The organism is Alteromonas sp. S167 (assembly GCF_036864375.1).
Classification (GTDB): Bacteria; Pseudomonadota; Gammaproteobacteria; order Enterobacterales; family Alteromonadaceae; genus Alteromonas.
Map to the genome: position 1 here is coordinate 215,462 of NZ_JAZETR010000007.1, position 22,918 is coordinate 238,379.

At 43.0% G+C, this 22,918-nt stretch carries 19 protein-coding genes; 7 read left to right on the top strand and 12 right to left on the bottom strand.

From position 1 onward, the window contains the following. Positions 1-1,221: a pyridoxal phosphate-dependent aminotransferase gene (locus V7R35_RS12585; protein WP_334015210.1), complete on the bottom strand. Its 1,221-nt coding sequence runs from the start codon at positions 1,219-1,221 to the stop codon at positions 1-3. A 272-nt stretch (positions 1,222-1,493) separates the two neighbouring features. Between V7R35_RS12585 and V7R35_RS12590 the strand changes: the two genes are divergently transcribed. Further along, positions 1,494-2,288, top strand: coding sequence for a DUF2189 domain-containing protein (locus V7R35_RS12590; protein ID WP_334015211.1), 795 nt, complete (start codon positions 1,494-1,496; stop codon positions 2,286-2,288). Between the two features lie 420 nt (positions 2,289-2,708). Then, complete coding sequence (locus V7R35_RS12595) at positions 2,709-3,038, top strand: hypothetical protein (protein WP_334015212.1); 330 nt, start codon at positions 2,709-2,711, stop codon at positions 3,036-3,038. Between the two features lie 97 nt (positions 3,039-3,135). Here V7R35_RS12595 and V7R35_RS12600 read toward each other — a convergent pair whose 3' ends face one another. The 5 genes from V7R35_RS12600 to V7R35_RS12620 form a co-directional block, all read right to left on the bottom strand. Then, positions 3,136-6,201, bottom strand: coding sequence for an efflux RND transporter permease subunit (locus V7R35_RS12600; RefSeq protein WP_438823475.1), 3,066 nt, complete (start codon positions 6,199-6,201; stop codon positions 3,136-3,138). 29 nt (positions 6,202-6,230) lie between these two features. Beyond that, a complete protein-coding gene (locus V7R35_RS12605; RefSeq protein WP_334015214.1) occupies positions 6,231-9,644 on the bottom strand; it encodes an efflux RND transporter permease subunit in 3,414 nt (1,137 codons plus the stop codon). Between the two features lie 24 nt (positions 9,645-9,668). After that, entirely contained in the window at positions 9,669-10,769 is a 1,101-nt protein-coding gene (locus V7R35_RS12610) for an efflux RND transporter periplasmic adaptor subunit (RefSeq protein ID WP_334015215.1), read from the bottom strand. A 214-nt stretch (positions 10,770-10,983) separates the two neighbouring features. Then, positions 10,984-11,376, bottom strand: coding sequence for an OsmC family protein (locus V7R35_RS12615; RefSeq protein ID WP_334015216.1), 393 nt, complete (start codon positions 11,374-11,376; stop codon positions 10,984-10,986). Between the two features lie 27 nt (positions 11,377-11,403). Continuing rightward, positions 11,404-12,297, bottom strand: a complete 894-nt coding sequence (locus tag V7R35_RS12620; RefSeq protein ID WP_334015217.1) for a CvfB family protein — start codon at positions 12,295-12,297, stop codon at positions 11,404-11,406. A gap of 65 nt (positions 12,298-12,362) precedes the next feature. On the opposite strand from V7R35_RS12620, the gene V7R35_RS12625 reads away from it, so the two are divergent. The 4 genes from V7R35_RS12625 (at position 12,363) to V7R35_RS12640 (ending at position 15,740) form a co-directional block, all read left to right on the top strand. Further along, positions 12,363-13,097: a 5-oxoprolinase subunit PxpA gene (locus tag V7R35_RS12625; protein ID WP_334015218.1), complete on the top strand. Its 735-nt coding sequence runs from the start codon at positions 12,363-12,365 to the stop codon at positions 13,095-13,097. A 90-nt stretch (positions 13,098-13,187) separates the two neighbouring features. Next, a complete protein-coding gene (locus V7R35_RS12630; RefSeq protein WP_334015219.1) occupies positions 13,188-13,937 on the top strand; it encodes a 5-oxoprolinase subunit B family protein in 750 nt (249 codons plus the stop codon). Next, the gene (locus V7R35_RS12635; protein ID WP_334015220.1) at positions 13,927-14,877 is read left to right on the top strand and encodes a biotin-dependent carboxyltransferase family protein; all 951 of its coding nucleotides are present in this window, start codon (positions 13,927-13,929) and stop codon (positions 14,875-14,877) included. The genes V7R35_RS12630 and V7R35_RS12635 overlap by 11 nt, the downstream gene beginning before the upstream one ends. Beyond that, positions 14,874-15,740 carry a D-amino acid aminotransferase gene (locus V7R35_RS12640; protein ID WP_334015221.1) on the top strand — a complete coding sequence of 289 codons (867 nt, stop codon included), beginning with the start codon at positions 14,874-14,876 and terminating at the stop codon, positions 15,738-15,740. The genes V7R35_RS12635 and V7R35_RS12640 overlap by 4 nt, the downstream gene beginning before the upstream one ends. 136 nt (positions 15,741-15,876) lie before the next feature. Here the strand turns inward: V7R35_RS12640 and fur are convergent, their stop codons facing one another. Further along, entirely contained in the window at positions 15,877-16,305 is a 429-nt protein-coding gene (gene fur, locus V7R35_RS12645; protein WP_334015222.1) for a ferric iron uptake transcriptional regulator, read from the bottom strand. Between the two features lie 354 nt (positions 16,306-16,659). On the opposite strand from fur, the gene V7R35_RS12650 reads away from it, so the two are divergent. Further along, on the top strand, positions 16,660-18,666 hold the full coding sequence (locus V7R35_RS12650) for a methyl-accepting chemotaxis protein (protein ID WP_334015223.1): 2,007 nt from the start codon (positions 16,660-16,662) through the stop codon (positions 18,664-18,666). 67 nt (positions 18,667-18,733) lie between these two features. Here the strand turns inward: V7R35_RS12650 and fldA are convergent, their stop codons facing one another. The 5 genes from fldA to V7R35_RS12675 form a co-directional block, all read right to left on the bottom strand. Continuing rightward, positions 18,734-19,258 carry a flavodoxin FldA gene (gene fldA, locus V7R35_RS12655; protein WP_334015224.1) on the bottom strand — a complete coding sequence of 175 codons (525 nt, stop codon included), beginning with the start codon at positions 19,256-19,258 and terminating at the stop codon, positions 18,734-18,736. Between the two features lie 26 nt (positions 19,259-19,284). Next, positions 19,285-19,503 (bottom strand): DUF2788 domain-containing protein, encoded by a 219-nt coding sequence (locus tag V7R35_RS12660; RefSeq protein WP_334015225.1) that lies wholly within the window; start codon positions 19,501-19,503, stop codon positions 19,285-19,287. 160 nt (positions 19,504-19,663) lie between these two features. Then, the gene (locus tag V7R35_RS12665) at positions 19,664-20,437 is read right to left on the bottom strand and encodes an alpha/beta fold hydrolase (RefSeq protein WP_334015226.1); all 774 of its coding nucleotides are present in this window, start codon (positions 20,435-20,437) and stop codon (positions 19,664-19,666) included. Positions 20,438-20,513: 76 nt separating this feature from the next. Beyond that, a complete protein-coding gene (locus V7R35_RS12670) occupies positions 20,514-20,912 on the bottom strand; it encodes an H-NS histone family protein (RefSeq protein WP_334015227.1) in 399 nt (132 codons plus the stop codon). A 115-nt stretch (positions 20,913-21,027) separates the two neighbouring features. Continuing rightward, positions 21,028-22,677 carry an electron transfer flavoprotein-ubiquinone oxidoreductase gene (locus V7R35_RS12675; RefSeq protein ID WP_334015228.1) on the bottom strand — a complete coding sequence of 550 codons (1,650 nt, stop codon included), beginning with the start codon at positions 22,675-22,677 and terminating at the stop codon, positions 21,028-21,030. Positions 22,678-22,918: the final 241 nt, after the last annotated feature.

A 22,918-nucleotide genomic window follows, 5' to 3' on the forward strand; every position in this document is an offset into this window, starting at 1 on the left:
TTATGCCCCTTGCTTATAATGTCTAAAGAAGTTGCCAATACGGTGAAGTGCGGGCACCAAAATGTCGCTATGTGGTAAAAACACTAAGCGAAAATAAATGCCTTCGTTTAAATTAAAAGCACGGCCGTGAACAAGCAGTATTTTTTCAGAGCGTAACAGGTCTAACACCATTTGCTCGTCGTTGTGTATGTTGAATTTCTTTTCATCTACACGGGCGAAGCAGTACATGGCCCCTTGAGGTTTAACGCAATGTATACCGTCTATGCCATTAAGCATATCGGTTGTGACGTCGCGCTGAATACGTAATCGTCCGTTTTCTTTTACCAAGTCATCAATACTTTGATAGCCACCCAGCGCAGTTTGAATTGCGCTCTGACAGGGCACATTGGCGCACATTCGCATAGACGATAAAATGTTTAAACCTTCAATGTAGTCTGACGCTAAACGCTTGTTTCCGCTTACAACTAACCAACCCGAACGAAAGCCTGCAACACGGTAATTCTTGCTCAACCCGCCGAACGTCACAAAAAACACGTCATCTGCTAACGATGCAATGCTGGTATGTTTTGCACCGTCGTACAAAATTTTATCGTAAATTTCGTCACTGAAAACCACCAAACCGTGTTGGCGAGCAATTTCTACTATTTCCTGTAGCAACGCCTCATCGTAAACCGCGCCCGTGGGGTTATTAGGGTTAATCAGCACAATGGCGCGAGTTTTACTCGTGATTTTACTTTTAATATCGTCGATATCTGGGAACCAGCCCGCTTGCTCGTCACAGCGGTAATGAACTGGTGAACCTGAGGAAAGGCTTACCGCAGCTGTCCACAACGGATAGTCAGGGCTTGGAATAAGCACCTCATCACCATGATTAAGCAGCGCCTGCATGGCCATCATAATGAGTTCAGACACACCATTTCCTATGTACACATCGTCTACGCGGATATTTTTAATATTACGCTGTTGATAGTACTGCATTACCGCCACACGGGCGGCGTAAATACCCGTTGAGTCAGAATACCCTTGAGATGTGGGAAGGTTATGTATGACGTCTTTAACGATATCGTCGGGGGCTTCAAAACCAAATGGGGCAGGGTTGCCAATATTCAGTTTAAGGATCCTATGCCCTTCGTCTTCCATTTTCCTAGCTTGTTCAGCTATAGGACCGCGTATGTCATAACAAACGTTATCTAACTTGTGTGAGCGTGATACTGGTTTCATGGTCTATCTGGTTGATTTACATACCCTGAGATTATCGCAAAGCGCATCACTATGCGATGTCAATTTAGCCATTTAGGGAAAGATATGTGCGTATTTTTTGTTGAATGTTTGTTTTTTGCACGATAAAGGTGATAAAGCTTTCGATTTGGCCTTAAGAATAAAAATAATGTTAATGACTTGTGAACTTTTCATTCTGCGCCTATCGTAGTAGTAAGGCGTGTACAAAAAATACGCCAGTAAGAGGCTAGCTAACAGGCAGAGGTGATTAATATATGTCGCACCATTTTAAAGAAACTCCTGAAAACGCGATTACGCAAAGCGGAATTGCTAGAGTTATACCATGTAAAGAATTAGATATTGGAGACCCTATAAAATGGTTGTCTCTTGCATTACGTGATGCCATGCGCGCACCGGGGTTAACCGTTTTCTACGGCGTTTTGTTTGCTGTAATTCCTTGGTTTGTGATGTATCTTGTTGCGATGACAGGGTGGCACCTTGTTATATTGCCCGCCATTGTTTGCTTTATGCTTGTTGGTCCGTTTTTGGCTGCGGGTTTATATGATGTAAGCTGGGAAATGGAAAAGGGGCATAAACCCACGCTTCGCCATTCTTTGCGCGCAATGCGTCGCAACGCTACCAATGAATGGGGCTTTGCGCTATTGCTGATGGTGATGATGATATTCTGGTTAAGAGTTGCTTCCATTATACATGCACTTTATCCACCGTATATCGACACAGATTTGGAAAGTCTTCTTCCATTCCTAACGCTTGGCACCATTGTTGGCGCTGTCTTCACGGTTGCTATGCTGTTCGTTACAGCTTTTACTCAGCCTATACTAATGGAGCGAAAAGTAGATTTAGCAACGGCTGTGCTTACCAGCGTGAATGCGGTTTGGGTTAATAAGGTGCCTATGCTTATTTGGGGCGCAATTATATTTACTACCGTTGCTATTGGCTTTATCACTGGCTTTGTTGGTTTTATCGTTCTTATGCCCATTATTGGCTATGCGTCATGGCATGCTTACATTGATGCGATAGAAACGAAGCGTGAGCGTAAGTACGAATAAGGAAATCTAATTACATATTGAGGGTTTGAATACGCGTTTTTCAAGCTTAGTGTGTTAATTATTTTGTTAAAATTACAGTTTTAAGGCTCCTTTGGGAGCCTTTTTAGTCTTTAGTATTATATTTGTTTTATATAAAAAGCCGTTTTTATATCTACTTTTGCAATATGGAGTTTACAAAACTTCAATTAATTCAGACGTTTAATTATTTAAAAGTTTTATAACATCCTGATTTACCTACTGTTTACCACCTCTGTACAAAGATTCAACAATAAAGCGCCGCGTTTTGTTCCATAACTAATATGCACCCAACGAGTTACGTATGGCTTATTCAGACCTGCTTAAAAAGTTGTGTGCATCACTAATGAGTTTGCCACAACCATTTTTTCTTAGTTATTAGGAAGACACAACGAGGAAGATATCATGAAACGATTAACCACAATTTTATCTGCAACAGTGCTAACGGCATCTATTGCATCTAGTCAGGCTTTTGCAGCTGTATCTGAGCAAGGCGTGCGCTTTGTAGGTGAAACCCAGTTTGCAGGCTTTTGTAAAGCTGTAATTAATGATGACATTAAAGTACTGCGTTCAAGTTTATCCAGAAATGTCGGTCGCATTGGTGCAAGTCAGCGTGAAGTGCTTCGAATGGTTACTGCCGAAGAAGGACTAACTTGTAATGGAAGCAGTCTTATAGAGTTTTCTGTAGAGCGTGATGCTACAGCAGTACTTGAATACCTGACGTCTCGCAGTTAATGAGCAGTGCAAAGTTAACAACAAAAAAAGCGGGAGGCGAACACACACTAGTATTGCGTCGCTTCCCGCTTATATTTAGCTGTTACTTACAATATGACTAAACTTTTACCCAGCGATTAACCCGTGCTTTACTGGTTTTGAACAAACGCTGTGTTTTAAAGCGAAGCTTAAGCAATAACACGTAGGCCAATGGCACTAAAAACAGACTTGTGAGTGTTGAAAATACAAGGCCACCAATAATGGCAATAGCCATAGGTGAATAGGGAGGGCCATCTCCACCAATGCGCGTGCTGCCCATTGCAAGGGGTATAAGCCCTAGCACTGTGGTTGCAACTGTCATCAGAATGGGGCGAATACGGGTAATACAGCCTTCCAGTACCGCGTCATAAAGAGACAAACCTTCGTTTACCAGTTGGTTAATTCTATCTACTAGAACAATACCGTTATTCACCACAATACCCATGAGTATTAGCATGCCTATCATGCCCATAATCGACATGGGTGTGCCGGTAACCATAAACGCCCAAAACACGCCGGTAAATGAAAACAGTAGCGAGGTAATTACCGATGTAGGCAGTACTAAAGACTCGAACAAGGCAGCCATAACTACGTAAATCATACAAATGGCTAGCAGCATATTCATTTGCATTACGGCGTTTGCTTCGTTTTGACGAGAGAAACTGCCATCTAGTGTCCACTTATAGCCTGTTGGCAGCGCAATGTTTTCTAACGCTTTTTCAATACGTTCACGAGCTTGTTCTGTCGTTGTTTCACCTTCTAGATTGGCGCCTATAGCCAACGCAGTTTGACGGTAATTACGGTTTATTTGTGAAAGTTGAGGCTTAACCGAAAAATCAGCAATCATGCTCAAGCTAACCGATTGACCTTGAGAGAAACCAATATTGATATTCTTAAGCGCGTTTAAAGATGCCTGAACATCGCTGCCAAACTTAAGCTGTACATCGACTTCTCCAGCATCACCATAGCGAAACGTACGAAGATTACTGCCACGTAGCGCTGTAGCTATTAGTTTTGCAACGTCATTTACTTGAATGCCGAATCTATTTGCTTTCTCTCTGTCTATTCGGATCTGAACTTCATCACGTGTCGAACCTGTATCAGCTTTTACATCTTCTAAGCCTTCAATACTGGCGAGAATGGGGACAATTTGCTCCGAAATATCTAAAAGGGTGTCTGATGACTCTCCAAGTAAAGTAACACGAACGCCACCACCGTTACCGCTATCCCATTCAAAAGAAGGGCGAGCACGCACAAACGATGGCATGTTTTCGCGTATATCTTCTTTAATTTTACTTACTGGTACGGGAAGTTCGTCGTTTAGTGTAATACCACTTACTGCATGTCCCGCCGTAAAGTAGGTATAAACCTGCTTTATATGAAAGCGCGACTGGTTTTCATATAAATAGGCTTCCATCTTATCGACCGTTTTTTCTACTTCGTCCAACGTAAAATTCTGCGTTACGTGATAATTAAGCCAAATACGCTCTTGGTTGTTATTACCCTCGTCATTGGATGTAACAACCTGCATAGGAATGGCTGTAGACAATAAGATTAGCAAGGCAATAAAACAGGTTTTGCCTTGGTGCTTTAACATCCAACCAAGTGCTTTGCCATAGCCACGAATATAGCCGGGTGCTTTTGGTGTTTTGACCACCGGGATAGCTACTTTCGTGGTGAGCAATGGAATAAGCGTTTTGGCGATAAATAATGAAGCAAATAGTGAAATGCAGATAGCAACCGCCACATGTTCAAGGAAAATGGTGACATCTATTTTTACACCAATAATGTTGGGCAAGAACACAATGGCGGTGGTCGCTGTACCTGCAATTACCGCTAAGCTTACTTTGTTTACGCCAATTTGCGTAGCGCTTTTAACGTTGCTATTTTGCTGGCGTTCTTGAAACACGCTTTCAGTAATTACCACTGCATTATCAACTAACATGCCCACGGCAAGCATTAAGCCCATCAGTGATAAAATATTCAGCGTATAGCCAAGCAAATACATAATACCCAGCGTAATACAGATAGAAAAAGGAACCGATAGTACAACGATAAGTGTAGTAGTTAGCTGGCGTAGGAATAAGTAAAGCACGATCACCGACAGTAGTGCGCCAAGCAATCCAGCATTAAGTAAATCGCTTAATGAAGACGTTACGCTTTTTGCGGTGTCGTCCATTACAAATAAGCTAATACCGTTAAACTCTGGGTCTTCTTTTGCCTTTTCAATCACCTTCATTACAGCGTTAGAGACTTCTACCAGGTTGCTACCAGACTCACGGAATACATTAAATCCAACGGCGAAAGTTCGGTCTAAATGTCTGCCTTCGTTACGCTCGGGTAATTCGTAAGTTACCGATGCAATGTCTGATAATCTTACACTGCGCGTTACCCACATGTTTTTAAAGTCATTAACGTCAGTAAACTCACCAGTAGGGTTTACTAGTACCTTTTCACCGTTGTTATACATATAACCCGCAGTAAGCGAAAAGTTAGCACTTTGAAGCTGTTGCTCAAGACGGGTGCCGTCTATTTGATAGGCCGCCATTTTTTGTGGATCTAAACGAATAGTGATTTGGCGTTTCATGGTGCCGTATAGCTCTACCTTAGACACGCCAGCAACACGTTCTAGCGGGCGTTTTAAGTTGCGCTCCAGCAGGTCATAAGCATTGGACAGATCTCTATCGCTAGATACGCGCAGCTGAAAAATAGGCATATCATTGGTGTTAAATTTATACACCATGATGCGCTCGATATCGTCAGGCAATGTATGGCGTATTGCATCAATCTTCTCACGCGCTTCAATGCTTTTGGCTTTTAGGTTTTCGTCCCAATCAAACTCAACAATCACTTCGGCCATGTTGTCATAAGAGCGGGCGCGAAGCCTTTTTATGCCCGACATGGTAGCAACAGCCTCTTCGACAGGGCGCGTTATCATGGTTTCTATTTCAACTGGTGTGGCGTCGGGGTAGGGAATTTGTACCACCATTTCCGGAATATCAATGCCTGGAAATTTCTCTAGCGGCAACAAGCGCCCCGACACAATGCCAAATAGCAGCATTGAAAGGAACAGCATACTGACTGTAACGGGTTTATTAAGGGCAAAGCGCGCTAGCGATGCACCAATACCGGCTATTTTTGTCATGCTTTGCGTGTTGTTTGAGGAAGGCGTGCTCATACTGCGCCTCCTTCTTGAAGCGACTTGTTATTGCCTTGCTGTGCATCGTCTTTGACTTGGCTTTTCGCATCTGCAGTTAGCGAAATGTTTTTTGTGTCGAACAAACTGTACAACACAGGAAGTAAGATAAGCGTTAGTAAACTGGCAAACAGTAGGCCGTAAATTACCGTTATGGCCATTGGTGTGCGTATTTCAGCACCTTCACCCAAACCAAATGCCATGGGAAGCAGCCCCAAAATAGTGGTGAGCGTAGTCATTACAATAGGGCGTAATCGTGTTTTAGCAGCATCGATAATCGCCAACTGTTTTTCCATGCCTTGACGACGCAGCTGATTTATTCGGTCTACCAGTACAATGGCATTATTTACTACTATGCCGCACAGCATGATTAAGCCAATAAACACCACTACGTTTAACGGTGTACCTGTAAGCCATAATCCATATACGCTGCCGGCACCGGCAAGCGGCACAGCAAACAATATAAGTAACGGGTGAAGCAATGACTCGAACTGAGATGCCATCACCAAGTAAACCATAAATACCGCCAGTGCCAATGCAAACTGTAAAGAGCGGAAGCTGTTTTGCATATCTTCACTTTGCCCTGTTACTGAAGCATTTAGTGAAAGAGGAAGCTGAGTTTCATTTAGCACTTTGTTTGCTACCGCCACGGCCTCATCAAGCTTGCCTTGAGCAAGATTTGCAGAAACAAGTGCTACACGCTGTTGGCCCACACGCGTTATTTCACTTGGCCCAACGCTCATGTACACATCAGCTACGGCGCTCAGAGGGATTGGCTGCACTGAGCCTGGGTTTACAACAATGGCACGCACGCTGGCTATATTGTTGCGCTGATTTTCAAACGTTCTGACAAGAACATCTACTTTGCGATCTTCAACGCTGTATTGTGTTGCCACGCGACCACCTACTTTGGCGGCAATAAGTTCAGACACGGTAGCAGCGTCTAATTCTAGTCTCGCAAGTTTGGCATGATGAAACGCAATCTTAAGCTCTGGGTTACCATCGCGAATGCTGGTGGTTACGTCTGCGAAATTAGGATAGCTGGCTAGCTTTGTAGCAATAGCGTCGCCGTATTGCTGAAGCTGATTTAAGTCGTACCCAGACACTTCAACTTGAATAGGTGAAGCAAAGCTGAATAATTCAGGTTCTGAGAATGTGGCCTGAACCTGAGGCTTAAGTGCTAAGTGATCGCGAAGCGCTGTTTTAACATTGTTCATGTCTTGTTCTGAAGCGCCAGGTTTCATAACAATATTAAGCTTGCCCCAATGATCGCCACCTTGATTAGGCGCCGCACTTATTAAGCTGCCTGTACCAGACATAGTATACGTGCGAAGCACTTGTGTATTGTTGCTATTTGCATTGCTTTTAGCAGCGTCTTCTACTGATGAAGAATTTGTAGGCGCAACAGTAGAAATGGGCATAACGGCTACCGCAGCTAACTCGTTTATGATGGCATCGGTACGAGACAACGGTGAGCCAGCAGGTAACGTAACTTCTACAGTAAACTCACCTTGCGATAATGTGGGTATTAGCTCCATGCCTAATTTAGGTATTAAGGTAACTGCACCAGCCGATAACGCAACGGCAACACCAATGACTAATACTCGCGCTTTTAGGCTTATTTTTAATAGTTTTTCATACCCTACTGCTAACACATCAAACGCTTTATTAAACAGCCAAAGTACTGGTTTAAACACTACATTTAGACATTTACTGGCAACATGCCATGCACCAATAACCAGTGTTACCAAGGCCGCAGGAAGAAACACAAAAATAAACTTGAACACCATTCTTACAGGCCAGGTTAAGTAATAAGCTACTTTACCCAGTGTTGAGGTAGGTGGCTGTGGTGCGTCAGTGGTAAAAACGTCTTCATGATCAAGCTGCTGCTTTTTCTTTTGGTGTGCCATTGCAGGAATGAGGGTTAGCGCGACAACGAGTGATGCAGCTAGCGCAAATGATACGGTAAGTGCCTGATCGCGAAACAGCTGCCCCGCAATGCCTTCCACGAATATAAGTGGAACAAACACTGCCATAGTCGTAAGGGTACTGGCAACAATGGCGCCTGACACTTCTTTCGTTCCTTGGCTTGCCGCTAGTGCGTCAGCATCATCAACGTTAAGTGCTTGCTTGTGCTTTTTATGTCTATCAATGTTTTCTAACACCACAATGCTGTTATCTACTAACAAACCAACCGCTAGGGCAATGCCGCCAAGGCTCATCATATTCAAGCTAATGTCGTTAGCGTACATTAGGTTGAAAGTGGCAATAACAGAGACAGGGATAGAGACTGAAATGATAACCGTAGCCCAAAAATCTTTTAGGAATAAATACAGCACCAGCATGGCGAGTATTCCGCCCATTACAGCAGCCGACTTAACATTATCAATGGCCTGTTTTATGAAAACACTTTGGTCATAAATTTCACTAAGCGTGTAGTTGCTGGGCAAGTTGTTTTGCACTTCGTTTAAACGGGCGGCTACTTTTTCTGCCACACTTACGGCATTTGCATCGCCTTCTTTATAGATAGCAATTTCAACACCTTCAAACCCGTTAAAGCGGGTAACAACATCTCGGTCTTTGTATGCACTTTCAACATTCGCCACGTCTTTCAGCTGAATGTTGCGTCCTTCAAATCGGCCGATGTATAAATTTTCAATATCGTTTAGGCTTTCGAACTGGTTAAGTGTACGCACCAAAAACGCTTGAGCTGCGTTATCAATACGACCACCTGCAGCATTAATGTTTTCAGCACTGACGCGGTCGATAATGGTGGTAATAGGAATTGATAGCTGACTGGCTTTTTGCTGATCGATAAGGATGTGAATTTCGTTTTCTAAGCCACCACCTACACGCACTGCGGCAACGCCCTCTACCGATTCAAGCGCACGTTTAACTTGTTGCTCTGCATACAAACGAAGGCGTTTCATTTCAGCAATAGGCAAGGTTGCGCTTTCAGTTTGTGCGGTTAATCCAAGTTTAATAACGGGGTCTAAACTTGGGTTAAAGCGAAGTAAGCGTGGCTTTTCAATATCAAGCGGAAGCTGAAGTACGTCTAGCTTCTCTCGAACTTCAAGGCTGGCGAAGTCCATGTCTGTTCCCCAAGCGAAAGACAGTACCACATCAGACTGGCCTGCTCGTGAGGTCGACGTAACTTTTCGCACGCCTTTTACCACACCAATGGCTTCTTCAATGGGCTTAGATACAAGCTGTTCAATTTCAGCTGGTGCCGCGCCATCGTAATCGGTACGAATAGTAAGCGTGGGATAAGACAAATCGGGTAATAGGTTTACGGACAATCTGCCTAACGACACCATACCGAACAACAGTACCGCAAAGGTGAACATGCTTACTGCTACAGGGCGTTTAACTGCTATATCGACAATGCGCATAATAAAACTCCTTTTAAAGCGTGCTTAGCTGTTAACTACTTCAACAGGGGCGCTGTCTTTTAGGTTTTGGTGTCCTGCAGTAACCACTTCCTCGTTTCCTTGAAGCCCATTTACTACTTCTACTACGTCGTTATTTTCAAAGCCGGTATCAATGTTTACTTTTCGCACTTTTCCGTTGTCTACTACAAACACGCTGTGACTGTTGTCTATAGTCACTAAGGCTCTTCTAGGTAACAGAGTGGCATTGGCATGCGTGGCATACTCAAGTGATACATCGGTAAACATGCCAGCTTTAAGCGAATTGTTTTCATTAGGTACTTTAAGCGTAACTTTGAAGGTACCGGTGGTTGCATCAATAACCGGGCTTATACGCTCAACGTTAGCGGCAATCGTTAAATCGCCAAGTGCTGCAACTGTAAGTGAAGCAGATTGACCCACGGAAACATTGCGTAATTCATTTTCAGGTAAGTAAACCACACCTTGTAAATTGCGCTGCTGAACAATATGAAACATTCTCTCACGCTGGAACGACTCGGTAAGGTTACCTACCTTTGCGTTACGAGAGGCAACATAACCGCTAATAGGCGCGGTAATAGTCGTTTCTTTTAAATCTAGTTCAGCAAGGCGAACAGACGCTTTCGCTGATTCGTATTGCGCTTTTAATTTATCGTAGGTGTCGTCACTAATGAGTTTCTTCGAATAAACTTTATTCACTTTGTCTAGTTCACTTTCTATGCCGGTTAAATCAGCAAGCGCTTTCGACAAGTTTAATTCGTAGCGACGTTTATCAAGCTGAGCAAGGGCTTGACCTTTTTCAACGTAGTCACCTTCTTCAACGAAGATCTCTTCAATAATGCCCGAGGCACGCGCTACAACAAATGCTTCTTCACGCGCTTCTAAAATAGCGGTGGTGTCGTAAGTAGACGTTATATCGCCTGTGGTAATGCTTTGTGTTTCAACCGGTATGGCGAAAACCACTTCTTCTTGTTTATTTGCTTCAGCATCTACTGCATCTGCGTCTGAACAAGCCGTTATTGATAGTGAAAGGGCAACAATGCTACTACCAAGTAGTAAACGCAAAGTTGGTTTAGAAAAAGCGAGTGAAGAGCGGTTGTTTGTTTCCATGGTCAAAACCCTAACGTTGTCGTCGTTATATATTATTGACCATAAACAGCAGCTAACATGCCAAAGATGTTAACCTATGTTAAAAGTGATATTTATCAATGTTTTACATGTGTAACAAAGCGTAAATACAAAAAAGCCAACGTCAGGCGTTGGCTTTTTTCACTATTCATTAGCAATTATTACTAAACTAAGGTTTATTACACCAAAGTAGTAGTTAAACTAGCTCGTAGCTGGTGGTGATCTTTACTTTGCCTTCTAGCATTAGCATTACCGAACAATATTTTTCGGCAGACAGTTGAACCGCTCGTGCTAGCGCTTTATCGGTAATGCCTTCACCAGTAACTTTATAGTGCGCGTGAATTTCAGTAAAAACTCTTGGTGGCTCTTCTGCACGCTTTGCTTCTAGTTCACAGTCGCAGTGCGTTATATCAAAACGGCCTTTTTTCAAAATGTCGACAACGTCAACGCTCGAGCAAGCGCCTGCTGCTACAAGTACAGATTCCATGGGTGATATCGCATTACCGTTACCGTCCATCACCGTTTTATAACCGCTGTCGGTAGTGCCAGTAAACGACAGATCTTTATCCCAAGAAACGTTTGCTTTCATCTTAAATCCTAATAATTACGTGGCTTGTTAAGCATTATCTTTGTTCAAACGAATAGCGTCGGGGCTAAGCGTTATTTTCTTTTGTTTATACAGAGCGCCAATGGCTTTTTTGTAAGCGGCTTTACTCACATTAAAGTGGGTGTAAATGGCCTCTGGGGCACTTTTGTCAGTTAGCGTTGAAATCCCACCGTGTGCTTCTAAGTCTTCTAATATTGCTTGCTGTAGTGCGTCACGGCCACCTTTGTCTACACGCTGAAGTGCTACATCTACTTTGCCGTCTTCGCGAATGTTTTTAATAACGCCTTCAGTGGCGTGACCAACTTTAAGTGGTTTAAATGCATCGCTATGAAAAATGAGACCTAAGCTTTTTTCATTAATAACCACCTTAAAGCCCAAGTCTGTTTTCGCGTATACCAAGCAATCAACGGTATCACCTTCATTCAAGTAAGCACTGTTTTCTTTCAAGAAGTAATGAAGTTTGGTAGCGCCCAGAACGCGCTGTGTTTTCTCGTCGAAAAAGGCGTGCACTACATAGTACATTCCGGCGTTCACTGGCTGTGCTTGGTAATCGTTTGGAATAAGGAGATCAGTCTCTAAACCCCAATCAAAAAACGCGCCGAAATTGGTTGCCGATACTGCTTTCAGTACCTTTGTTTCTCCAACCTGAATAAGCGGCTTCTTGAAAGTAGCGTAAAGTTCTCCGCGCTGGTCAGTGGTAACAAATACGCTAAGCTCTTGGCCCTCTGTAAGCGGCGTTTCAACTTCATCAATGGCAAGTGTTACGGTTTGCTGGTCCGCATCTTCAATAGCCTCATAAACGCCGTCATCGTTTGTTTCGCCATCAAGTAAAGGCGCTAAAGCGTAACCAAATGGGTACTCGGCCACTACGCGTAATGTATTAATTTTTCCGATATTTATCATTATCACTGACTTTTTAAAAAGAACAGGTAACATGATACTAAAACAGGGCTAAGAGCTAAACCATTATGAAGTTAAATTGCGATTTAGGCGAAAGCTATGGCGCGTGGTCAATGCCTGTTGAAGATACAATTATGGCACAAATTGACCAAGCCAATATTGCGTGTGGGTTTCATGCTGGCGATCCGTTAGTGATGAAGCGCGCAATTGCACTAGCAAAAGCAAACAACGTCACCATTGGTGCACACCCAGCGTACCCAGATTTACAGGGGTTTGGTAGACGCAGTATGTCGATACCCGCAAATGAGCTTATCGCCATCATTCAATATCAAGTATCTGCGCTTCAGGGAATGGCTGGTATCTGCGATACACAGGTAACCTATGTAAAACCTCATGGCGCGCTATATAACGATATGATGAAAAACATCGACGTTATGGAAGCAGTGATGAATAGTGTAAGTGCAATGAGTAAAGCCGCGTCGCCATTAGCGCTAATGATTCAAGAAACAGCCAATAACGAGCAATACCAACGCATGGCTAATGATTTGGGGCTTACTCTATATTTTGAAGCTTTTGCTGACAGACGTTACACCGATGAAGGTTTACTACAGTCTAGATTAATCGATGGTGCGGTTTTGAATGAGTCTCAAGCCCTTGAGCAAGCGAAACAGCTAATCGAAACAGGCACGGTCACCACAGCATCGGGCAATACGCTTTCCGTAAATGCGCATTCGCTGTGTGTACATGGCGATACATTAGGTGCCGTTGAAATAGCAAAACAAATAAGACAATTCATTGACTAGGGGTGTCAGAACGTTGTTTTTGAAACCAAATAAATCAATCACATTTCAATATCGTTGCCACATAAAAAACATAATTACCAAGGAAACTAGATGAAAGCGTTTGGCGATGTAAAGCATATTGCCTATGCGGGAATTGACGCACTCATTCTGTATTTCGATGGTGCAACGCTTGATGAGGCAAACCACGCTTGCATAAGGTGGCTGGCTGCAATTGAAAATGGCAATAAACAGTTTCCATCACAATGGTCATGGCTAATTGAATGTGTTCCGTCTTATGACAGCTTATTGATTGTTTTTAATTATGAGCTTATTGACAGCCACGGTGTTTATAAAGCCCTCAAAGGTTTGCAGATAGAAAGTGTGCACTTAAGTTTGGATAAAGGTGCACAGGCTACCATTGCTAATGAAGGTTCATCAGACACAAAGCTGATACCCGTCTGGTATGGCGCACCAAATGCCAGTGACCTTAGCGTAGTGAGCAAACAAACGGGGTTGTCCATCGACGACATTATCGAGCAGCACACGAGTGTTATTTACAGAGTGTACGCCGTTGGTTTTGCTCCTGGGTTTGCTTACATGGGCGAGATCCCAACTAAGCTTCAGTGCCCACGGTTAGGCACGCCCAGAAAACGCGTACCAAAAGGCGCTGTAGCTATCGCCGATAGACAAACAGCGGTGTACCCTAGCGAATCGCCTGGTGGGTGGAATTTATTGGGTTTAACGCCGTTAGATATGGTGACACATGACGTACATGGCAGCACATCACGTTTAACATCGGGAGATAAGGTAAGATTTGTAGCCATCTCTGAAGAGGAATTTAAAGCGTACAATGAAGGTTGAAATTACCAACAAGGGCTTACTTAGCCTAATCATTGACGGCGGTCGAGTAGGTAGACAAAAAGATGGTTTTTGTCAGTCGGGACCTATGGATGAATTGGCATATAGTTGGGCTAACTTTTTAGCCTTCAACATGGACAATACGCCGTGTCTTGAGGTTATGGGCAATATAAGTCTGCAAGTAACTGAAGCATGTGCCATAGCGGCAACCGGGCGAGATGTTACATTAACAGTAAACGGAGAGCATCGGCCAAACTATACCACCGTTTTACTGAATGCTTTTGATGAAGTAAGCGTAGGCAGCGCTACACTTGGCTGTAAATCGTATCTGGCGATAAGCGGTAACTGGCAAGTGCCGGACGTAGTAGGCAGTGCAAGTACCGTGATGCGAGAAGGTCTTGGCGGTTTAAATGAAAATGGGCAACCATTGCAGCAAGGCCACGTAATTGAAATAAAGCAAAACTCATTGCTGAATATCGAGCGCAAACGGTTGCGAAAACTACACCAAGCATTAAGGCCTAAATACAACCTAGAAATTCCTATAAACGTAATTCCTGGTTACCAAATAGATAGGTTCAGCAATGTTGCTCAACAATTATTTGTTAGTAGCGAATATACGGTTACATCGTCTATCGATCGTATGGGGTATCGTTTTAATGGGCCAGATATTCGCTCATCAATTGACACAATGCGTTCAGAAGCCGTGCATTTAGGTGCGGTTCAAGTACCACCAGATGGCCAACCAATTGTTATGATGCGCGACCGCCAAACGCTGGGTGGATATCCCAAACTTGGGTGTGTGAACCCGATAGATATAAACAGGTTAGCGCAAGCGGTACCGGGTGAAAAAATACATTTTGCGTTTCAAAACAATGAAGCAGCACGAGCACAATGTTTACTGGCGACAAGTAGAATGCGTCAGTTACAAGGAGAGATGTTATGACAATCGCATTTTTAAATGGTGAATTCATGCCGTTAGCGGAGGCAAAAATTTCGCCCATGGACAGAGGTTTTTTATTTGGCGACGGCATCTATGAAGTAGTACCTACCTACGATGGTGCTCCTGTAGGTTTTAAAGGCCACACGGCTCGGATGTCGGATGGACTTAGCGCGATAAATATAGACAACCCATATACGCCAGAACAATGGCGGGAAATACTCGATACGCTTGTTTCGAAAAACAGTACACATTTTTCAACGGGTAATATTGGTATTTACTTTCATGTAAGCCGCGGCGCTGATGTAAAGCGTTATCACGCTTATCCAACAGGGGTTACGCCAACCGTATTTGGTTTTGCTTTTGAAATTGCGCCACCGCAACCTACAAACAAACAAAGTGCAAAGGCGTTAAAAGTAGCGCTGGAAGAAGACAAACGATGGCAGCGTTGCCATATCAAATCAACATCTCTACTTGGTAACGTAATGCATTTTCAAGCGGGGGCGGATGCTGGTGTTAACGAAACAATCCTGTTTAACAGTGAAGGCATGATTACCGAAGCCAGTGCCTGTAATGTGTTTATGGTAAAAGACAATGTTATTACGACACCACCGTTAAACCACCAACTGTTGCCCGGTATAACGCGGGCAATTGCCATTACTGCATTTAAAAACGCTGGGCTTGATGTAAAAGAAGACTGGTTCTCGAAGGAGGATTTACTTAATGCTGATGAGGTATGGCTAACGTCATCAAGTAAAGAGGTCGCTGCGGTTACCGAAGTAAATGGCAAGCAAATAGGAGAGGGCATTATTGGCCCAGTATGGGAAAAAGCAATTCGTGCCTATCATGCTTATAAGTTTGATGCATAACTAGCCACAATCTATAAAAACAAAAAAGCCTGCTAACATTGCAGGCTTTTATTTTTAAGGTTCTCATTGTTCTATGCGAAGCTAGCGTTTTCTAAGCACTAACAAGCTAACTCGCGCATGTTACGTTTTACTGCACTTAGTCTGCGGCGCTGTCGCAGTTATCGTCAGTGCACTCGCCATATAAGTAAAGGCTGTGATGAGTAAGCTTCATGTTATGCTTTTTTGCCATCAACTCTTGACGTTCTTCAATGATCTCATCTTCAAATTCAATCACTTTTCCACACTTTAAGCATACCAAGTGGTCGTGATGATCTTTGTGGCTTATTTCAAAAACAGATTTACCGCCTTCGAAGTGATGGCGATTCAAAATACCCGCATCATCAAATTGGTTTAATACGCGGTAAACTGTCGCGAGACCAATTTCTTCACCTTGCTCGATAAGAATTTTGTAAACATCTTCCGCGCTAATATGCTGGTTTTCTGGCTCTTGCAGAATTTGTAAGATTTTTAGGCGAGGCAGAGTGACTTTAAGCCCTGCTTTTTTCAATTCTTTATTTTGATCCATTACAACCCACTAAGAACTCATGAAAATATTTTGGGTTATTATAGGTAAGTTAAAACAATTTAAAAGCAAAACCGTGGAATCTTTCGATTAGCGATGAAAAATTATGCATCCCAATTTTTTGTCTCAACATTATCCGAAGAATGCCGATATGCTTACTAGTTGGGTAAAAATTTGACTAACTTTTTCAAAGCCCTTGTGTTACGTGGCCTGACCAGTGTGTAAGTGCTGGATTAGACTAACAAATATGCAGTGGAAATTAAACTTTTGGTGCATTGAATTAACATCCTGTTAAACTAAACTTAAAAAGGGGACTATGATCCTTATATTTTGGCATGTTTTATCGGTGGAATGCCCATGCAGTTAACAATAATAAATAAAATCACATTAGGTTTTGGCCTCTTTGGTTGCCTCTTATTACTCACTAGTATTCTTTCTTATTTTGGCCTCAGTGGTATTAAAGATTCCGCACTTGATGTTGTTGAACAAAAAATGCCTGTGCAAACCAGCATGGTAAAAGTAAAAACAGAAATACTCTCTCTATCGGTTATTACTGCAAACGGGTATCACGTAGAAAACCGTCAAGAGCTGACGTCGAATAAAACCACCTTTGACGAATTGTCTTCTGTGTTTTCAAACGACCTTGCCAAATTAAAATCGTTGATGGCGTCGAATGCCACCGCTGCAAAAGCCATTGAGGTAAGCTCGACGTACGTCAGTCACTCGAACGATATGTACGACGCTATTTCAAAGCGCATGCAAATAGAGCAAGAACTTGCCGCGCAACTTGAGAAAGTGCTTATGTTCGCTGATGAAGCCAGCGCGCTAATGCTCGACCTGTCTTATCTTGAGGGTTCTAATCCAAGTATTGAAACCCTTATTGGGGCTGGTACTGCCATCGACAATAAACTGCTGACAATGAACGACTCGTTTGTAGAGCTTGCAGAGTCGAGTAGCGCAGACCAAAGTGCAAATATCATCGAAGACCTTTCATATCAGCTAAGCAACCTTCAAGTAGACAAAGACTATGTTAATCGTCTAGCGTCAGGTGTTGATGACGGCGGCACAGTGAGTGCGTTCAACGAACAGTACGACTTGTTATTAGAAGCCATAAACGGCAGCGCAGGGCTGGTGGCACTGCAAAAAGAAAAGCTAGCACAAATAGAGAGTGCTGCGAAATCACAGAAAAGCGCTAAAACCGCTTTAGCTACTGCACTTGCCGATATAAACACTTTGTTCGACACGGTGCAAAAACAGTCATTGGACGGACAAAACGCCATACTTGAATCGGTACAGGCAAACCTTGTACGCAATCTAATTGTGGCTGTTGTTGGCCTGGTGGCTGCTATTGCGCTAGCTGTTATTGTAACTCGCAGTATCTCTAAACCACTTGGAAGAATTAACAAGGGGCTGTCATTATTAAGTAAGGGTGACCTGAGTACACGACTTTCAGAAGAGGGTAAAGACGAGTTCTCTGCGCTATCAGCTAAAGTAAACAGCCTAACCGAGAGCTTGAGAGAGCTGGTTGGTAACATACTTGAACAAGAAAAGCGTCTTATTGAAATTACAAAAGAAAGCGTTGAGTTAGGTGATAAGAGTCTTGCCGAAGTTGACAAGCAACGCGAACAGGTAACGATAACGTCAAGCAACACCAAGGACGTGCAGGATAAGAGCCGTAGTAACTTGGCGCAAATAGATGACGCCATGCATGCGCTCAAAGACATTACACAGCAAAGCACCGATATTGGGCATTTGGTCGAACGCAATCGCCAACAGGTTGAGGCGCAGGCAAAACAGGCCGACACTTCTGCGCAAATTATTGGTCGCTTAGATGAAAATTCACGCAACATAGGCAGTATTCTAGATGTTATTAAGACCATTGCCGAACAAACCAATTTGCTAGCACTTAACGCAGCGATTGAAGCGGCGCGAGCTGGCGAGCAGGGCAGAGGTTTTGCTGTGGTAGCTGATGAAGTAAGAACGTTAGCAAATAGAACCCACGACTCTACTGAAGAAATTGAACAAATGATTGGCAACTTGCAAAAAGATGCCGCAGAGGCAGTAAAAGCCATTAAAGCGGGCAGGGAGCAAGCACAAGAGGGTGTTCAACTTACTCAGAACGTATCTGAGCAGGTAGAGAATGTTCGCACTATCATTCAACGTTTAAGCGACATTAACGATCACATTGTTGCAGACACTCAGCAACAAGATGTGCTGTTAGGTGATGTAGCAGAAAGTTTGAACAGAATTGTAGATTTAGCTGATGCGAGCGCTGAAAGTACAAGGCAATCTAACGAATCAACCATGATGTTGGATGCACAAACAGAAAGTTTGCGAAAAGCCGTTGAGCGTTTTCAGCTATAAACGCTAATCACTAAGTAACAAAAACAAAAAAACCGCTCTTAGAGCGGTTTTTTAATGCGTGTTTACTTTACGCTAATTCAGCAAGGCAAAGTTCGTCGTGAATTTGCTTACACCATGCTTTTACGCGTGATTCAGTTAATTCTGGCTGGCGGTCTTCATCGATACCAAGACCCACAAAATGGTTGTCGTCAGCCATGCCTTTTGATGCTTCAAAGTCGTAACCTTCAGTAGACCACTGGCCCACTAAAATAGCGCCTTTAGCTTCTACAATGTCACGTACCATGCCCATAGCATCAAGGAAGTACTCTGCGTAATCTTCTTGGTCACCACAACCGAAAATAGCTACAAGCTTGTCTTCAAAGTCAATTTGCTCAAGTTCTGGGAAAAAGTCGTCCCAGTCACATTGTGCTTCACCGTAGTACCATGTAGGAATGCCGAAAATAAGTAAGTCGAAATCTGCGATGTCTTCTTTACTGCTCTTGGCAATGTCTTTCACATCAATTAGCTGTTTACCCAATTCCTTCTGGATCATTTTCGCAACATGTTCGGTGTTACCCGTGTCACTTCCGAAAAATAGGCCAACGCTTGCCATATCTAACCTCTATTAATCGTTACTAATTAAACGCCAGTGCTTAGCCAGAACCATTCGATGATGCCTTTCGCAAGAAAGCCTAGTGCGCCTAGTCCAAGCACGCCATAAGTCACCACTTTTCCGATAAGCGGTACATCATTCTTTCGTAATACATCATGAACAGCAAAACCCATTAATAAAAACAGCGTAAATAAACCGCCGTACAACATAATGGACTCTATCAGTTCGTAGTTTTCTGCAAGCATAGTGTTATTACTTAAAAAAATCTGGCGCAACTATATCACAGTATGCGCAGGTGTCAGAGAACAAAACGTTCAAAATTATGTAATAGAACGGTTTATCATTTTTACAAACTACACTGCGTGGTTCACACTCAAAATACTGCTTAACCAACGCCGGTTCACATTATTTGGCTAAAGTGCGTTCAACAATCGCGTTAAATGCTGCAGGCTTTTCAGCGTGAAGCCAGTGGCCGGTGCCTTCAATTACATGTGCTTTCGCCTTCGGAAAATAACGCGCAATGTCTTCACGGTGTGCTGATGTAATGTAATCAGATAATGCTCCCTTAATAAATAAGGTTACACCGTCAAACTGCTGAGAACTTTGTTCCCAATCAATAATATGCCCATAACTACTTTTTAAACCCGCAACATTAAAGCGCCAAGCCCATGTTCCTTCTTCATTTTGGTAAAGGCTTTTAAGTAAGAACTGGCGAACGCCAGGCTCTTTTATGTGCTCTCGCATGGCGGTTTCAGCATCTTTTCTACTGCTTATACTTGCTAATGGCACTGCATCTAGCCCGTCAAAGACCGCTTGATGGCTATGCTGGTAAGATACTGGGGCAATATCAGCAACAATTAAATGTGACACAAGGTGAGGGTGGTTAAGTGCTAGTGCCATAGCCACTTTTCCACCTAACGAATGCCCAAGAACGGCGGTTTTACTTATATTTAGCGTTTTTAAAATGTTCGAAATGGCTTCAGCAGCTTCCTTAACATTGAAACCATCTGTCCATGGTGATTCACCATGGTCGGGCAAATCAAACGATACGATATTATAAGAAGATTCAAAATGACGCTTTATACCGGCTAAATTGTCGGCGTTTCCAAAAAGCCCATGAATTAAAATTAGCCAAGGGTGTGTATCGTCACTTTTAGAAAGTTTGTAGTTTAAATTCACTATTTACTCGCGTTAATTGGCGTATAAATAAAATAAGGCCTGTAAGACAGACCTTATTAAAAAAGAAAAGAATGTATTAATTTACAGCGAAGTCTTCTAATGCCTTACCGCTATCAAGTGCTTCTTTATAAACTCGGGGCATTCGTCCAATACCGGTCCATGAATGTGTGTTACCTGCGGTGTCAGTGAGCGTGTATTTCACTGGGCGTTTTTTGCCTGTTTTCTTACTTTTTTCACTGGTAAGCGCTTGAAGGTCTTCAACATTAAGTCCAGCTTCTTCCATTTGCTTTTGAATAGAAGCAAGCATTTCTCTTTTTTCTTGTTCTGCTTTTTCAAGCGCCAGTGCTTTTTCCTTTCTTTTTTCAATAATACTGCCTAGTTTTTCTTGAACAGCTTCAAGTTCTTCAAGGCTTAATTCCTTAACAGCACCTTGTAAACGTCTTCCATGGGTTAAAATATCGGTAAAGTCACTCATTCATTAACCTTAATACGTTGTACTTATCTTAAATAATAGTAATTAAAAGTAGCACAAAAAAAAAGCGGGCAACGCCCGCTTTTAAATTTTATAAGTTGAATAGCAAAATAAACTATTACATGTTTGGATAATTAGGACCGCCAGCACCTTCAGGTACTACCCATCGAATATTTTGGCTAGGATCTTTTATATCGCAGGTTTTACAATGCACACAGTTTTGTGCATTAATTTGGAAGCGTTTCTCACCTTCCTCCTCAATTACCTCATAAACGCCTGCAGGGCAGTAGCGCTGTGCAGGTTCGGCATACTTAGGTAAGTTTACCTGCAACGGAATTGATGGATCTTTTAACTGTAGGTGGCAAGGTTGGTCTTCCTCGTGGTTTGTGTTCGATAAAAATACCGATGAGAGCTTGTCAAAGCTCAGCACACCATCTGGTTTAGGGTAGTTAATTTCAGTGGCATCTTTCGCTTCTTTAAGTTGAGCGTGGTCTTTGTGCTCATCTTTCATGGTAAAGAACAAATTACCATTGAAGAAGTTTTGCTCTAATGTATTAAATGCACCGCCCCAGAAATTACCCAATTTATGAATAGCAGGGCCAAAATTACGCGAGCGGAAAAGCTCATCGTAAAGCCATGAAGACTTAAACTTCTCTGTAAAGCTTGTTAGTTCTTTCGTTGGCGCTTCAGCGTTTTCGCTGATGGCTTCAAAAATACTCTCTGCCGCTAGCATGCCCGACTTCATTGCCGTGTGGTTACCCTTTATCTTTGCAAAGTTCAGCGTACCAGCGTCGCAACCTACTAATAGGCCGCCCGGGAATGTCATTTTAGGCAACGAGTTAAAGCCGCCTTTAGCAATTGCGCGTGCACCGTAAGAAACGCGTTTACCGCCTTCAAGATATTGCTTCATCACTGGGTGATGTTTTAAGCGTTGGAACTCATCGAAGGGGCTCAAGTATGGGTTGTCGTAGTTAAGGTCTACAATTAAACCCACAAATACTTGGTTGTCTTCGGCGTGATAAAGGTAGCTTCCGCCTGTAGCTTCATCTAATGGCCATCCAGCGCTGTGCACAACAAGGCCTGGCTGATGTTTAGCTGGGTCGATGTCCCAAATCTCTTTAAAGCCAATTGCATAGTGTTGAGGAGAGCTTTCTTTGTCTAACTCGAAGTGAGAAATAAGCTCTTTTCCAAGGTGACCGCGACAACCTTCTGCAAACACGGTGTATTTGGCACGAAGTTCCATACCAGGCATGTAACCATCTTTAGGCTCACCGTTTTCGCCAACGCCCATATCACCCGTAAGTACACCGCCCACACTACCGTCTTCGTTGTAAATAACTTCAGAAGCAGCAAAACCTGGGAATACCTCTACACCCAGTTGCTCTGCTTGCTCTGCTAACCAGCGCGTAACGTTGCCCATCGACACAATGTAGTTGCCATCGTTATGCATGGTTTTAGGCGTTATGCTATTCGGTAGCTTTTTAGCATTTGTTTCATCTTTAAGAAGATAAATATGATCTTCGGTAACTGGCGTGTTAAGCGGTGCGCCTTTTTCTTTCCAGTCTGGGAACAGCTCGTTCAACGCACGTGGTTCAAACACGGCGCCTGAAAGAATATGTGCACCTACTTCGGAGCCTTTTTCGACCACGCAAACCATGAGTTCTTGGTCTTTTTCATTAGCAAGCTGCATAAGCTTGCAAGCAGTTGATAATCCAGCTGGGCCGGCACCGACGATGACTACGTCAAACTCCATCGATTCTCGTTCCACGGGAGGCTCCTTATGTTCGTATTTTTATAGTGCACTATTGATGAAACAAATAATGCGATGTGTCAAAAACATGTAAATTAATTGTCGCTCTGAAAGGTAATGCAGGTTGACGTTTACGTCAACAGTAAGTACATTGCAGAGCAGTTTACGTTAACGTTAACTGTCGATGCATTATATATGCTCGTGAACGTGGTGTTAATGCCGTTTTAAAGCTAGCCTATATAAAACGTACATTCCACGG